Origin of the sequence: Ensifer sp. ENS10 (assembly GCF_014852025.1) — a bacterium.
GTDB lineage: Bacteria > Pseudomonadota > Alphaproteobacteria > Rhizobiales > Rhizobiaceae > Ensifer.
This window is the reverse complement of sequence record NZ_JACVAS010000001.1, coordinates 1143547-1157816: the sequence shown is the minus strand read 5'-3', so window position 1 is coordinate 1157816 and position 14270 is coordinate 1143547. Positions and strand designations below refer to the sequence as shown.

12 protein-coding genes and 1 pseudogene are annotated in these 14270 nt (G+C 63.0%); 6 read left to right on the top strand and 7 right to left on the bottom strand.

Annotated elements, in window-relative coordinates; translation table 11 throughout:
* Positions 1–32: 32 nt before the first annotated feature.
* The gene (locus tag IB265_RS05615; protein ID WP_057252722.1) at positions 33–476 is read right to left on the bottom strand and encodes a MarR family winged helix-turn-helix transcriptional regulator; all 444 of its coding nucleotides are present in this window, start codon (positions 474–476) and stop codon (positions 33–35) included.
* Between the two features lie 334 nt (positions 477–810).
* On the opposite strand from IB265_RS05615, the gene IB265_RS05610 reads away from it, so the two are divergent.
* The gene (locus tag IB265_RS05610) at positions 811–2313 is read left to right on the top strand and encodes a replicative DNA helicase (RefSeq protein WP_057252724.1); all 1503 of its coding nucleotides are present in this window, start codon (positions 811–813) and stop codon (positions 2311–2313) included.
* Between the two features lie 110 nt (positions 2314–2423).
* Here IB265_RS05610 and IB265_RS05605 read toward each other — a convergent pair whose 3' ends face one another.
* The 3 genes and pseudogenes from IB265_RS05605 to IB265_RS05595 form a co-directional block, all read right to left on the bottom strand.
* Positions 2424–2735, bottom strand: a complete 312-nt coding sequence (locus IB265_RS05605; RefSeq protein WP_057252725.1) for an AzlD family protein — start codon at positions 2733–2735, stop codon at positions 2424–2426.
* Positions 2732–3385: an AzlC family ABC transporter permease gene (locus IB265_RS05600; RefSeq protein ID WP_057252904.1), complete on the bottom strand. Its 654-nt coding sequence runs from the start codon at positions 3383–3385 to the stop codon at positions 2732–2734. The genes IB265_RS05605 and IB265_RS05600 overlap by 4 nt, the downstream gene beginning before the upstream one ends.
* 121 nt (positions 3386–3506) lie before the next feature.
* A pseudogene (locus IB265_RS05595) lies at positions 3507–4363 on the bottom strand (AraC family ligand binding domain-containing protein).
* Between the two features lie 154 nt (positions 4364–4517).
* Between IB265_RS05595 and alr the strand changes: the two are divergent.
* The 5 genes from alr to IB265_RS05570 all read left to right on the top strand — a co-directional run bounded on the left by alr (position 4518) and on the right by IB265_RS05570 (position 10462).
* The gene (gene alr / locus IB265_RS05590; protein WP_192494649.1) at positions 4518–5657 is read left to right on the top strand and encodes an alanine racemase; all 1140 of its coding nucleotides are present in this window, start codon (positions 4518–4520) and stop codon (positions 5655–5657) included.
* 157 nt (positions 5658–5814) lie between these two features.
* Complete coding sequence (gene radA, locus IB265_RS05585; protein WP_057252727.1) at positions 5815–7218, top strand: DNA repair protein RadA; 1404 nt, start codon at positions 5815–5817, stop codon at positions 7216–7218.
* A 231-nt stretch (positions 7219–7449) separates the two neighbouring features.
* Positions 7450–8073 (top strand): CvpA family protein, encoded by a 624-nt coding sequence (locus IB265_RS05580; RefSeq protein ID WP_057252728.1) that lies wholly within the window; start codon positions 7450–7452, stop codon positions 8071–8073.
* A 145-nt stretch (positions 8074–8218) separates the two neighbouring features.
* Positions 8219–9709, top strand: a complete 1491-nt coding sequence (gene purF / locus IB265_RS05575) for an amidophosphoribosyltransferase (protein WP_057252730.1) — start codon at positions 8219–8221, stop codon at positions 9707–9709.
* A gap of 12 nt (positions 9710–9721) precedes the next feature.
* Positions 9722–10462 carry an SDR family NAD(P)-dependent oxidoreductase gene (locus IB265_RS05570; RefSeq protein WP_057252731.1) on the top strand — a complete coding sequence of 247 codons (741 nt, stop codon included), beginning with the start codon at positions 9722–9724 and terminating at the stop codon, positions 10460–10462.
* A gap of 76 nt (positions 10463–10538) precedes the next feature.
* Here IB265_RS05570 and pssA read toward each other — a convergent pair whose 3' ends face one another.
* From pssA to IB265_RS05555, 3 genes are all read right to left on the bottom strand, one after another.
* Complete coding sequence (gene pssA, locus IB265_RS05565; RefSeq protein WP_057252733.1) at positions 10539–11414, bottom strand: CDP-diacylglycerol--serine O-phosphatidyltransferase; 876 nt, start codon at positions 11412–11414, stop codon at positions 10539–10541.
* Positions 11415–11423: 9 nt separating this feature from the next.
* Positions 11424–12122 (bottom strand): phosphatidylserine decarboxylase, encoded by a 699-nt coding sequence (locus tag IB265_RS05560; RefSeq protein WP_057252734.1) that lies wholly within the window; start codon positions 12120–12122, stop codon positions 11424–11426.
* A gap of 115 nt (positions 12123–12237) precedes the next feature.
* Entirely contained in the window at positions 12238–14124 is a 1887-nt protein-coding gene (locus IB265_RS05555; RefSeq protein WP_057252736.1) for an ABC transporter ATP-binding protein/permease, read from the bottom strand.
* Positions 14125–14270: the final 146 nt, after the last annotated feature.

The following is a 14270-nucleotide window of genomic DNA, read 5'->3' as shown; positions in this document are numbered from 1 at the left end:
TGCAGCAGCAGTGGCGACTGCGCTCATCGCCGTCACTCCCGCGCCAGCGACTGGACGTTATCGGCGATCGCCCGCACCACCCGCTGCGTCACGGCAAGTTCGGCGGCATCGATACCTTGCAGCACTTCCGCCCGGATCTCGTCGGCAAGCCGCAGGATTTCGTCAGCGACCGAGCGACCGAACTCAGTCATATGGATCTGCTTGGCGCGCCGGTCGGAGGCCTCGACCCGCCGTTCGATGAAACCTTGCTTCTCCATGCCATCGAGCAGACGCACCAGTGTCGGCGTTTCAATATCGAGCTCATCGGCCAGCTCGCGCTGGTTCAAACCATCCTTCCGGGTCAAGGCGAAGAGCGCTCGGGCCCGCGACAGCGTGAGACCCCTCTCCTTCACTCGAGCATCGAACACGGCCCGCAGCTTGCGATTGACCAGCGACAGGGCATCGAACAATTCGCGGTTCACGGTGGGCTGATACATTGGTATCTTTTCCATATTACTAGCATGCTAATTATTTTGACTCTATCTAATCCAAATGCGGGGGATTTTCAAGATCAGGATTTTGAGGTGGGGGAGGACGGCGCTAGACTCCCCCATGCCCGGAAGGCTCGGGTGATTCGTCGCGTCAACGGCCAATTTTGTGGCAAGGCGAGATTCTACGCTTTTGTGAACCTGACCTGTGGATCAGTCGAACAACGGGAAAAGCGCGAGGCTGCGATGAGACGCTTTGCGAGTGTGTCCCCCCTGCACTTGACCCGGCTCGCGGTAGATCGCAAACCGGTGCCACACCAGACAAAGGCAGAGATAAAACGACATGAATGACGCGGCGCGAAAGCTATCCCCTATCGGCAAGGATCAGGCGGACCAGCACTATCGCGAGGCGCCGAACAACCTTGAAGCCGAACAGGCTTTGCTCGGCGCGATCCTCGTCAACAACGACGCCTTCTATCGTGTCTCGGACTTCCTGAAGCCCGTGCATCTGCACGAGCCGCTGCACCGCAAGATCTTCGAGGTTGCCGGTGATATCATCCGCATGGGCAAGACCGCGAACCCCGTCACCATCAAGACCTTCCTCAAGGCCGACGAGAAGGTCGGTGACCTGACCGTCGCGCAGTACCTTGCGCGTCTCGCTGCCGAAGCCGTGTCGATCATCAACGCGGAAGACTACGGCCGCGCGATCTACGACCTCGCTCTTCGCCGTTCGCTGATCACGATCGGCGAGGACATGGTCAATATCGCCTATGACGCGCCACTCGACATGCCGCCGCAGGGCCAGATCGAAGATGCCGAGCGTCGCCTGTTCGAACTCGCCGAGACCGGCCGCTACGACGGCGGCTTCCAGTCGTTCAACGATGCCGTGGCGCTTGCGATCGACATGGCGGGTGCGGCCTTCGAGCGCGACGGCAGCCTCTCGGGCATTTCGACCGGCATCCATTCGCTGGATGGCCGCATGGGCGGCCTGCAGCGCTCGGACTTGATCGTGCTTGCCGGACGTCCGGGCATGGGCAAGACCTCGCTTGCCACCAACATCGCCTACAACATCGCTGCCGCCTACGAGCCGGAAGTCCAGGCGGACGGTTCGTTCAAGGCCAGGAACGGCGGCGTCGTCGGCTTCTACTCGCTCGAAATGTCGTCCGAACAGCTCGCCACCCGTATCATCTCCGAACAGACCGAGGTCTCCTCGTCGAAGATCCGCCGCGGTGACATTTCCGAGGCCGACTTCGAGAAGCTCGTCGCCTGCTCGCAGATGATGCAGAAGGTGCCGCTCTATATCGACCAGACCGGTGGTATCTCGATCGCCCAGCTTTCCGCACGCGCCCGGCGCCTGAAGCGCCAGCGCGGCCTCGACTGCCTGGTGGTGGACTATATCCAGCTCATGACCGGCTCGGGCAAGTCGAGCGACAACCGCGTGCAGGAAATCACCCAGATCACCACCGGCCTCAAGGCGCTCGGCAAGGAACTGAACGTTCCGATCATCGCATTGTCGCAGCTCTCCCGTCAGGTGGAGAGCCGCGAAGACAAGCGCCCGCAGCTCTCCGACCTTCGTGAATCGGGCTCGATCGAGCAGGACGCCGACGTCGTGCTCTTCGTGTTCCGCGAGGAATACTACGTGAAGAACCTGGAGCCGCGCGACGAGTTCGATCCGAAGTACGAAGAGTGGAAGATGAAGATGGAGCAGGTGAAGGGCACGGCGGACGTGATTATCGCCAAGCAGCGTCACGGACCGACCGGCACCGTGAAGCTCGCCTTCCAGTCGGAATTCACGCGCTTCACCGATCTCGCCGATCCCTCCTTCACCCAGTACGAAGAACACTAGAGTTCCGTGGGGGCGGCCGGAGCGGGCTGGGAAAAATGTTTGCGGTTTCCCAGCCCGCTCTACTTCACAACGAGCCGCCCAAGCGTGATGGGCTCAACCGGCACCGCCTTTTACCAGGCACCGCCTAGAACCTGACGCAACAACGCCACCGAAACCACGCCGACGGCAACGGATGCCAAGAGCGGCAGCCTGGTTGCAGCAACGGCCGTCGCCGCAGCGGCAATCGTTTCGGCCGGGCCGGTGACCAGTGCCGTCGGAGCGATGACCGCCATCAGAACCGCTGGCGGAATGGCCTCGAGGGCGCGCTTCTGGTTTTCTCCGATCGTCACATAGCGGATCAGCACGAGACCGCCGATGCGGGTCGCGACCGTCGCGACTGCCATGGCCAGGATCGCAAGCAAAGTGTTGAGATCGACGCTCATGCGTGGGCCTCCTTGTGTCCGCCTGAAAGCATAGCCACGACGACGCCGGCTGCAGCACCCGCCGCAATGTACCAGACGCCCGGCAGCAATTGATGCGTGACCACCGCCGCACAAGCGCTCGCGGCCAGAACGGCACCCGTTTCGCGCCCCTTCCAGAAACCCATGACCAGGATGATGAAAACGGCAGGGAATGCGAAGTCGAGGCCGATGACCTTGGGATCGCCCAGCAGGGCGCCAACCATCGCGCCCGTCAGGCTCGTCAGGACCCAGGCGCAGTAGAAGGGCACGGCAAGGCCGGCATACCAGGCGGGCGTGAGTTTGCCATTGCTCGCGCGCATCTCGGCCATGGCCCAGATTTCATCGGCGAGAAGCAGCATCGAGGCATAGCGCGCCGGCCCGGAGAAACCGTCAAGCTTGCTGCCGATCGAAGCGCTCATCAGCACATGGCGGATGTTGACGAGCAGTGCCGAGAAGCCGAGTGCGGCCCAGGACGCCGGATGTGTCCAGATATCCATGGCGACGAATTGCGATCCACCGGCAAAGACCAGTGCGCTCATCAGCGTCACCTCCGCCGGCGTCAGCCCCTTGGCCGCCGCCACGGCACCGAACACCAGGCCGATCGGCATGACGGCGACGATCAGCGGCGTCATCGCGATCGCCGCGGCCCGAAATTCCTGCAACGCATTTCTTACCTGCAACGTCCCTGTCTCCATTCACACGAAACGGAGAACGTCTATAGGCGGAAGCGGGTCCCGTATTGAACGAAAGTGATCAGCCGGCGCGGAAGGCGCCGGGTGTTACGCCGGTGCGCGCCTTGAAGTGGCGGCTGAAATGCGCCTGATCGGCGAAGCCACACTGATAGGCCGCATCCACCGCCGACCAGCCATGCCTGAGCAAGGTCTTGGCGGTGCGCACGCGCTTGTCGGTCAGAAAGGCATGTGGAGTGATATGGAATTCCTTGCGGAAGGCGCGGATCAGGTGCGCGCGGCTGAGCCCTGCGACCTTGGCGAGTTCCTCGAGCCCGACGTCTTCAGCATAATTCTCGATCAGATAGTCCCGCGCCCGATGCACGGGGGACTGCTCGCGCGTCTCGATCGGGGTGATGATCGTACTGCCGTCCTCTCGAACATCGCCGCAAGCACGCCGAACATTCTTTCTTCGGCCTCGAGCGTGCCGCCTGCCACCTCAAGCGTTCGGTGCGCTTGATGAAAGGACAAGGCGAGGTCCGGATCCTGCAGCACCCGCCTCGAGAAGGACGGCGTTCCCTTGAAAGCGCGACCCGTTACGTCCTCGATGATGTTCACCAGCAGATCGGCGCTCGGATAGACCATGCGATAACGATAGCCGCTGCCGCCGGGGTGGCCGTCGTGGATTTCGTCGGGGTTGATCAGGTAGAAGAACCCAGGGCCCGCCTCCGAACGTTCGCCCTTGATCTTGCTGATCTGCGAGCCGGCCTCGATCGCGCCGATGCTGAACGTCTCATGTGCATGCGGCGCGAATTCATGGGTAATGAAGGTCGCCGTCAGACATTCCATGCCCATAAAGCGAGGATCGCGCCAGAAGCGCGTGCGCTCACCGCCTTCAATCGGCATGACCTCTATGGCTTCTTCCTGCGAAATCGTCTGCATTGGGCAACCATAGTGACCCGAGGCGATCCCGTCTTGCACAAAAGTGCTCATCCTTCCTTCAGGGCCCGCGTGACGGCGATGCGACAGGCGAGCATTTGCGACCATGGGCCGTTGGCTGTATTGCTCTTCGTATCGTCCACGAAGAGTGTCCGGCATGCTCCCCCCAGAATTTCTTTCCGCCTCCAACCGCCTCACGATCGATCTCGGTGCGCTTGCCGACAATTGGCGGACGATGAATGCCCGCTCCGGCAAGGCGCGGGCGGCAGCGGTCCTGAAAGCGGACGCCTATGGCCTCGGCATCGATGACGCAGCCCCTGCCCTCTATGCCGCCGGTGCGCGCGACTTCTTCGTCGCCAATGCCGAGGAAGGTGCGGAACTGCGCGCCCTCGTTCCGGAGGGCCGCATCTACATTCTCGCGGGCATGTGGCCGGGCAACGAAGAGCTCTTCTTCGACAATGACCTGGTGCCGATCATCAATTCCGACGAGCAGCTTGCGGTGTTCATGGCGGCTCTTTCCGAGCGCGGCGACCACCCCTGCGTGCTGCATATCGATACCGGCATGAACCGGTTGGGTCTCTCGGTCGAGGCCGCCGTGGCGCTTGCCAATGACCCGGCGCGACCCGCAAGCTTCTCGCCAGTCCTGATCATGAGCCACCTCGCCTGTGCCGACGAACCGCAGCACCCGTTGAACGCCTACCAGCTCGGGCGCTTCCGCGAAGCGACAGCTGCCTATGAGGGTGTCGATGCAAGCCTTGCCAATTCCGGCGGTGTCTTCCTGGGCGCCGACTATCATTTCGAGCTCACCCGGCCGGGCATCGCCGTCTATGGCGGCGAGGCGGTCAACGATGCCATCAACCCGATGACCCCAGTGGTAACCGCCGAAGCCAGGATCATCCAGATCCGCGAGGTCGCGGCCGGAGGCACGGCGAGCTACGGCGCCTCCGCCCGCTTCGACAGAGACAGCCGCATCGCCACCGTCGCGGTCGGCTACGCCGACGGCTACCATCGTTCGGTCTCCGGCGGCGGCGTGACTCTACGGCAGGCAGCCCCGTCAGGGGCATTCGGCTTCCTGCACGGCAAGCGCGTGCCGCATGTGGGGCGCGTCACCATGGACCTCAGCCTGTTCGACGTCACCGACCTGCCGGCCGGTGCAGCGCGGCCGGGCGATTACATCGAGCTTTTCGGCCGAAACATCGCCATTGACGACGTGGCGCGCGCCGGCGGAACCATCGGCTATGAGCTGCTGACCAGCCTCGGGCATCGTTACATCAGGAACTATGTCGGCGCCGTCTGACGTGGCTTTCCTGCATTTTCCTTGCGGCCTTCGCTAAAATTCACCTTTTGTTCCGCGTTCCGCGGCATTATGTGACGACGAAGGTGATTCTTCGGTCGTCGGCGGCATCGCCTCGCATGTGTGCCGGCGGCTCCCAGATTTCGAAAGTCCGATCCTGATGGCGAAAGCCCGTACCCAATTCATCTGCCAGAACTGCGGCACCGTCCACACCCGCTGGGCGGGCAAATGCGAAGGCTGCGGCGAATGGAACACGATCATCGAAGACGATCCGACAGCGGGCATCGGCGGCGGTCCGACGCGCGCTCCGAAGAAGGGCCGCCCGGTGGCGCTCACCACGCTTTCCGGCGAGATCGAGGACGCGCCGCGTATCCAGACCGGCATTTCGGAATTGGATCGGGTGACTGGCGGCGGCTTCGTGCGCGGCTCCGCGCTGCTCGTCGGCGGCGATCCCGGCATCGGCAAATCGACGGTGCTGATGCAGGCGGCCGCCGCACTTTCGCGCCGCAAGCACCGCGTCATCTATGTCTCCGGTGAAGAGGCCGTGGCGCAGGTGCGTCTGCGTGCGCAGCGCCTGGGTGCTGCCGATAGCGACGTGCTGCTGGCCGCAGAGACCAATGTCGAGGACATCCTGGCAACGCTTTCGGAAGGCAAGCGCCCCGATCTGGTGATCATCGATTCGATCCAGACACTCTGGAGCGACATCGTCGATTCGGCGCCCGGCACCGTCACCCAGGTGCGCACCGGGGTGCAGGCGATGATCCGCTTCGCCAAACAGACAGGCACCGCCGTCGTGCTCGTCGGCCACGTCACCAAGGAGGGCCAGATCGCCGGCCCTCGCGTTGTCGAACACATGGTCGATGCGGTGCTTTACTTCGAAGGCGACCGCGGCCACCACTACCGCATCCTGCGCACCGTCAAGAACCGCTTCGGCCCGACCGACGAGATCGGCGTTTTCGAAATGTCGGACAAGGGTCTGCGCGAAGTCGCCAACCCGTCGGAACTGTTCCTCGGAGAACGCAACGAAAAATCGCCGGGCGCCGCCGTCTTTGCCGGCATGGAAGGCACCCGCCCCATTCTTGTCGAAGTGCAGGCGCTCGTCGCGCCGACCTCACTCGGTACGCCGCGGCGCGCTATCGTCGGCTGGGACTCGGCCCGCCTATCGATGATCCTCGCTGTGCTCGAAGCCCATTGCGGCGTACGCCTCGGCCAGCACGACGTTTATCTCAATATCGCCGGCGGTTACCGCATTTCCGAGCCGGCCGCCGATCTAGCTGTGGCTTCCGCACTGGTTTCATCGCTTGCCGGGCTTGCCCTTCCGGCGGATTGCGTCTATTTCGGCGAAGTCAGCTTGTCGGGCGCCATCCGGCCGGTTGCGCATACCGCACAACGCCTTAAGGAAGCCGAGAAACTCGGGTTCTCGCAGGCGGTCCTGCCGTCCGCGTCCACCGAATTGCCGAAAAACGGCAATGGCCGATGGAGCGAAATGGAAAGCCTGCCGGATCTGGTGGCGCGCATCGCGGGATCGCGAAACGCGCTGAGACCGGTGGAGGACGAAGATTGAAGATGCGGGTGTCGCAGACCGTCCACTACTGCATAGTTCCTTAGATCGGGATCGATTTAAGGACAAAATTATGCAGCAGGTCTGAGCGCTACAGCGACCTTTGCGCGCCCGAAAGGACGCGCAGCGCTGTAGGGGCCGCGAAGAGGCTGAAAATGCCCTGAACGTCAAGCAGGGCCGATGGCGGATAGGCTTGAGGAGACCCGGACGAACCGGGTCCGGAGTAAGGACAAAATGCCCATTACAATTCTCGACGGTATCGTTCTCGGCGTCGCCCTGTTTTCCGCAATCCTGGCCATGGTTCGAGGCTTCTCGCGCGAGGTGCTCTCGGTCGCGAGCTGGGTCGGTGCGGCCGCGGCCGCCTATTTCCTCTACCCGCAGCTTCTGCCCTACGCCAAGCAGTACACCAACAGCGATACTGTCGCGCTGATCGGATCGGCGGCGGTGATCTTCCTGGTCGCGCTGATCATCATTTCCTTCATTACCATGCGGATTGCCGATTTCATCATCGACAGCCGCATCGGCGCGCTCGACCGCACCCTCGGCTTCCTGTTCGGTGCCGCCCGCGGCATCCTGCTGGTCGTCGTCGCCATGCTGTTCTTCAACTGGCTCGTCGCGCCGCAGCAGCAGCCGACCTGGGTAACCCAGGCGAAATCGAAGCCGCTGCTCGACAATCTCGGCAACAAGCTGATCGCGCTTCTGCCTGAAGAAGCCGACGCCACCATTCTCGACCGCCTGCGCGGCAAGGACACCACCGGCGAAGGTGAAGGCGAAGCACCGGCGGCGACCCCCGGCCAGACACCGTCGACGACGCCGGAGCAGGCGCCCGCCGACGACGCACCGGCCACCAACGGCTGAGACAGGAACGATTTGCCGACAAAGCCCGCCCCGCGGGCTTTGTCCTTTTGGGGAATAACGCTTGCAGCCGTTTTCAGCTAAGATCGCTTGAAGATGGCGGGCCTGATCACGATATGCGCACCGGTACGGAGCAAAGGCGACAGTGATGACCGATCTGAGATCCATGGAAATCCACGATGAACTCGAAGGCGATGAACTGCACGAAGAGTGCGGCGTCTTCGGCATATTGGGGCACTCGGACGCGGCGGCGCTGACGGCGCTCGGCCTGCATGCGCTCCAGCATCGCGGCCAGGAAGCCGCCGGCATCGTCACCTTCGACGGCAAGCAGTTCTGCACCGAAAAGCGCATGGGCCTCGTCGGCGACCACTACACCGACCCGGCGACGCTGGCAAAGCTCCCCGGCTTCATGTCCATCGGCCACACCCGCTACTCGACGACGGGCGAAGTGGCGCTGCGCAACGTCCAGCCGCTCTTTGCCGAACTTGAAGTCGGCGGCATCGCGATCGCTCACAACGGCAACTTCACCAACGGCCTCACCCTTCGCCGTCAGTTGATCGCCGATGGCGCCATCTGTCAGTCGACCTCCGACACCGAAGTCGTCCTGCACCTGATCGCCCGTTCCAAGCAGGCCTCCTCGTCCGACCGCTTCATCGACGCCATCCGACAGATGGAAGGCGGCTACTCGATGCTGGCGATGACGCGCACCAAGCTGATCGCCGCGCGTGACCCGATCGGCATCCGACCGCTCGTCATGGGCGAACTCGACGGCAAGCCGATCTTCTGCTCCGAGACCTGCGCGCTTGACATCATCGGCGCAACTTACGTCCGCGATGTCGAGAACGGCGAGGTGATCATCTGCGAGATCCAGCCCGACGGATCGATCTCGATCGATTCTCGCAAGCCGGAGGTATCGCAGCCGGAACGCCTCTGCCTGTTCGAATATGTCTATTTCGCCCGCCCGGATTCGGTCGTCGGCGGCCGCAGCATTTACGTGTCGCGCAAGAACATGGGCATCAATCTCGCCAAGGAGGCGCCCGTCGAAGCCGATGTGGTGGTTCCGGTACCGGACGGCGGAACGCCGGCCGCCCTTGGCTATGCCCAGCAGAGCGGCATTCCCTTCGAATACGGCATCATCCGCAACCACTATGTCGGCCGCACCTTCATCGAGCCGACGCAGCAGATCCGCGCCTTCGGCGTCAAGCTCAAGCACTCAGCCAACCGCGCGATGATCGAAGGCAAGCGCGTCATTCTGGTCGATGATTCGATCGTGCGTGGCACGACGTCGGTGAAGATCGTGCAGATGATGCGGGAGGCCGGTGCACGCGAAGTGCATGTGCGGGTCGCGAGCCCGATGATCTTCCACCCGGATTTCTACGGCATCGACACGCCGGATCGCGACAAGCTGCTCGCCAACCAGCATGTCGACCTCGCCTCCATGTGCCGCTACATCGGGGCAGACTCGCTCGAATTCCTGTCGATCGACGGCCTCTATGAGGCGGTCGGCGGCGAGAAGCGCGATCCGAAGGCGCCGCAGTTCACCGACCACTATTTCACCGGGGACTATCCGACCCGCCTTCTCGACCAGGAAGGCGCCAGCAATGTCCGCAAACTCTCGGTTCTCGCCAGCAACGGATAATCAGACAATAAAATGACGATCGATCTCAAAGGCCGGGTGGCCGTGGTCACCGGCGCATCGCGCGGTATCGGCTATTTCACCGCTCTCGAACTGGCCAAGGCCGGTGCCCATGTCGTCGCCTGCGCGCGCACCGTCGGCGGGCTTGAAGAACTCGACGACGCGATCAAGGCGGCGGGCGGTTCGGCGACGCTGGTGCCGTTCGATCTCGCCGACATGGCGGCGATCGACAAGCTCGGTGGCGCCATCAACGAGCGCTGGGGCAAGCTCGACATCATGGTCGCCAATGCCGGCGTGCTCGGCACGATCTCGCCGATCGGCCATGTCGAGGCGAAGGTGTTCGAAAAGGTAATGAACATCAACGTCAACGCCACCTGGCGGCTGATCCGCTCGCTGGAGCCGCTGCTGATCAAATCGGACGCCGGCCGTGCGCTGATCCTGTCGTCGAGCGCTGCGCACAAGTGCAAGCCCTTCTGGGGCCCCTACTCCGCATCGAAGGCCGCCGTCGAGGCGCTGGCTCGCACCTGGGCCGGCGAAACGCAGCGCCTGCCGCTGCGCATCCTCTCTGTCGATCCCGGCGCCACCCGCACGGCGATGCGCGCCCAGGCGATGCCCGGCGAGGATCCGGAGACCGTGCCGCATCCCTCCGAAGTTGCCGCCAAGCTTCTGCCGCTCGTCGGCCCTGACCAGACTGAGACCGGCAAGCTCTACATCGTCCGCGAAGACAAGATCGTCGATTACCGGATGCCGGAGTAAGCTTCGGCGCGCTTTCCAAACAAAAAGGCCACCGTGTCACCACGGTGGCCTTTTTTGTACCTTAGCTGAAACTCAGTCAGTCCTTGTCACCCGGCAGGCCGTCGCCGCCTGTCGATGGATGGGCCGGCCAGTCGCCGCCGTATTTGCGCTGCCAGGAGCGCGCGCCGAAAGGCAGCGTGATCAGGTAGCCAAGGGCCGTCACCGCCATCGTCTCCCAGGTATAGGTCATCAGCGTCGCGACATAGAAGACGACGCCGAGAATGGCCGGCAGGACGAGATCGCGGCGCACACGGCTGTTTTCCGACTTGCCGGACCAGACCGGCAGACGGCTGACCAGCAGGAAGGCGATCAGCACGGTGTAGCCCGATGCAATCAGCGCGAAGGTGCGCTCGGGCGCCAATCCCAAGAGGCCGAGATAGACCGGAAGCAGGACCAGCATGGCGCCTGCCGGTGCCGGCACGCCAACGAAATATTCCGACTGCCACGGCGCCTTGGACTGGCGCTCGGCCATGACGTTGAAGCGCGCAAGCCGCAGGCCACAGGCGATCGCGTAGATCAGCGCCGCGATCCAGCCGATCGAGCGGGCCTGATCCAGGATGAAGACGTAAAGCACGAGCGCCGGCGCAACGCCGAAATTGATAATATCGGCGAGGGAGTCCATCTGGCCGCCAAAATTCGACGTCGCCTTCAGCAGGCGTGCAACGCGGCCGTCGATGCCGTCGAGGAAGGCCGCGAGCAAGACCATGGCAACGGCAAGCTCGATGCGGTTTTCGAAGGCGAGCCGAATGCCCGAGAGACCGGCACAGATCGCCAGCACCGTGATCAGGTTCGGGATCATCAGCCGCAGCGGTATCTCGCGCAGCCGAGGACCACGACCGGTGTCGTTTGAACCGCTCGCGTCGCCGGTAGCTTTCGGCGGTTCGGCTGGGTTTTCCTGTTCAGAGCCTTCCATGTACACTCCTTATGCGCGACGGCTGAGGACCGGGCCCTTGGCCGAGCCGAACTCGGCAAGCACGGTTTCGCCGGCAACGGCAGTCTGGCCGACGCTGACGCGCGGCTCGGCTCCTGCGGGCAGGAAGACGTCGAGCCGCGAACCGAAGCGGATCAGGCCGAAGCGCTCGCCTGCGTCCAGCGAGCCGTTCTCATATTTCCAGCAGAGAATGCGACGGGCAACGAGGCCGGCGATCTGGACGACGCCGATCGCACCGTGCTTGGTCTCGATCACCAGGCCGTTGCGCTCGTTCTCGTGGCTGGCCTTGTCGAGCTCGGCATTGACGAACTTGCCGGCGCGGTAGGCGACGCGGGTGATGGTGCCGGCCATCGGCGCACGGTTCACATGGCAGTTGAACACGTTCATGAAAACCGAGATGCGGAGCATCGGTTCCGAGCCGAGGTTCAGCTCTTCCGGCGGCAGCACCGTTGCGATCGACGAAACGCGGCCATCGGCTGGGCTGATCACCAGATCGTCGTCGATCGGCGTCATGCGTTCAGGGTCGCGGAAGAAATAGGCGCACCAGGCGGTCAGCACGAAGCCGATCCACATCAACGGCTCCCACAGGAAGCCAAGCACCAGCGACATGACAAAGAAGATCGCGACGAAGCGATAGCCTTCCTTGTGCACCGGTACGAGCGTGTTGCGGATCGTATTGACCAGGCTCATAAACTCTACTCCAGATTTTCCGTGGAACGTGAACTAGCGCGAAATCCCCTGGCGGGCAACGTTGCCCGCCAGACAGCGACAAAACGCGTCGCGCTCAGCAAAGAAAGAAACGCCATCAGATCGCCGGCTCGCCGCGGGTAACGATGCCGAGATCGTCACTTTCGCGCACGCGCTTCAACTGCTCCTCGGCCTGCGTTGCTTCGCGCTGGCGGCTCCACATCGACGCATAGAGGCCGTCGCGGTCAATCAGCTCGCCATGGGTGCCGCGCTCGGCGATGACGCCATCCTTCAGCACGATGATCTCGTCGGCGTTGATTACGGTCGAAAGCCGGTGGGCGATCACGAGCGTCGTGCGGTTGCGCGAGACCACGTCGAGCGCTGACTGGATTTCCTGTTCCGTGCGCGTGTCGAGTGCCGATGTCGCCTCGTCGAGGATCAGGATCGGCGGCGCCTTGAGGATGGTGCGGGCGATTGCGACGCGCTGCTTCTCGCCGCCTGAGAGCTTCAGGCCACGCTCGCCGACCATGGCCTGGAAGCCTTCGGGCAGCGTGTGGATGAAGCCGGCGATCTGTGCCGCCTCAGCGGCCGCTTCGACCTCGGCCTCGCTGGCAGAGACCCGGCCGTAGCGGATGTTATAGGCAATGGTGTCGTTGAAGAGCACGGTATCCTGCGGCACCATGCCGATGACCGAGCGCAGGCTCTTTTGCGTCACGGTCCGCACGTCCTGGCCATCGACGGTGATGGCCCCTTCCTGCACGTCGTAGAAGCGATAGAGCAGCCGGGAGAGCGTCGACTTGCCGGCGCCCGACGGGCCGACGACCGCGACCGTCTTGCCGGCGGGCACTTCGAAGGTAATGCCCTTGAGGATCGGTCGCGCCGGATCATAGGCGAAATGCACGTCCTTGAAGGCGATGGCGCCCTTGCCGATGACGAGTTCGCTCGCATCCGGGCGATCCACCACTTCGGCGCGTACGTCGAGCAGATCGAACATGTGCTCGATATCGGTCAGGCCCTGGCGAATTTCGCGGTAGACGAAGCCGATGAAATTGAGCGGAATTGCAAGCTGGATCAGCATTGCGTTGATGAAGACGAAATCACCGAGAGTCTGTTCACCGCGCTGAACGGCGAGCGCCGACATGATCATCATGACAGCCGTGCCGGCGCCGAAGATCAGCGCCTGGCCGAAGTTGAGCCAACCGAGCGACGTCCAGACCTGGGTCGCCGCGGCCTCATAGCGCTCCATCGACTTGTCGAAGCGACGGGCTTCCATCTCTTCGTTGCCGAAATATTTGACCGTCTCGAAGTTCAGGAGCGAGTCGATCGCCTTGGTGTTGGCGTCGGTGTCGCTGTCGTTCATCGAGCGGCGAATGGCGATGCGCCAGTCGCTCGCCTTGACCGTGAACCAGATGTACAGCCAGACGGTGACGGCCGTCACAAACAGATAGCTGAAACCGTAGCCCCACCAGAAGATCACCGCCGTCAGCAGAAATTCGATCAGGGTCGGCACGCTGTTCAGGATCGTGAATCGGACGATCGTCTCGATGCCCTTGGTGCCGCGCTCGATGACGCGCGAAAGCCCGCCGGTGCGCCGCTCCAGATGGAAGCGCAGCGAGAGCTGGTGCATGTGGACAAAGGTCTTGTAGGCAAGTTGGCGAACCGCGTGTTGGCCAACGCTTGCAAACAGCGCATCGCGAAGCTGGTTCAAGCCGGCCTGCAGCAATCGCGCGAGATTGTAGGCGAGCACCAGCATCACCGCGCCGGTGAGGAACTGAGGCAGGAAACCCAAGGCATCCGGCTTGCCGTTCAGCGCATCGGTTGCCCACTTGAAGGAATAGGGAACGAGGATCAGAACGACCTTGGCGATGATCAGAATGACCGTTGCCCAGATGACCCGGAGCTTGAGATCGGCCCTGTCCGTCGGCCACATATAGGGCCAGAGATTGGCGATCGTCTGCAACGGATTGCTCGTATCGGCCGAAACAGTTTTCTTCTGGGGTGCCACGTTCTGATCCGCTCTTACGTTTCGCGCTGCTTGACGGCTTAGGGAGCCCCACGAGCCTTGCCGCACCGTGCTTTCCCTCTACAGCGCCGTCATCACCGTTCAATGAAAAGCGGCGCCTCGTTGAAGGCGCCGCCCTTGATCGAGAG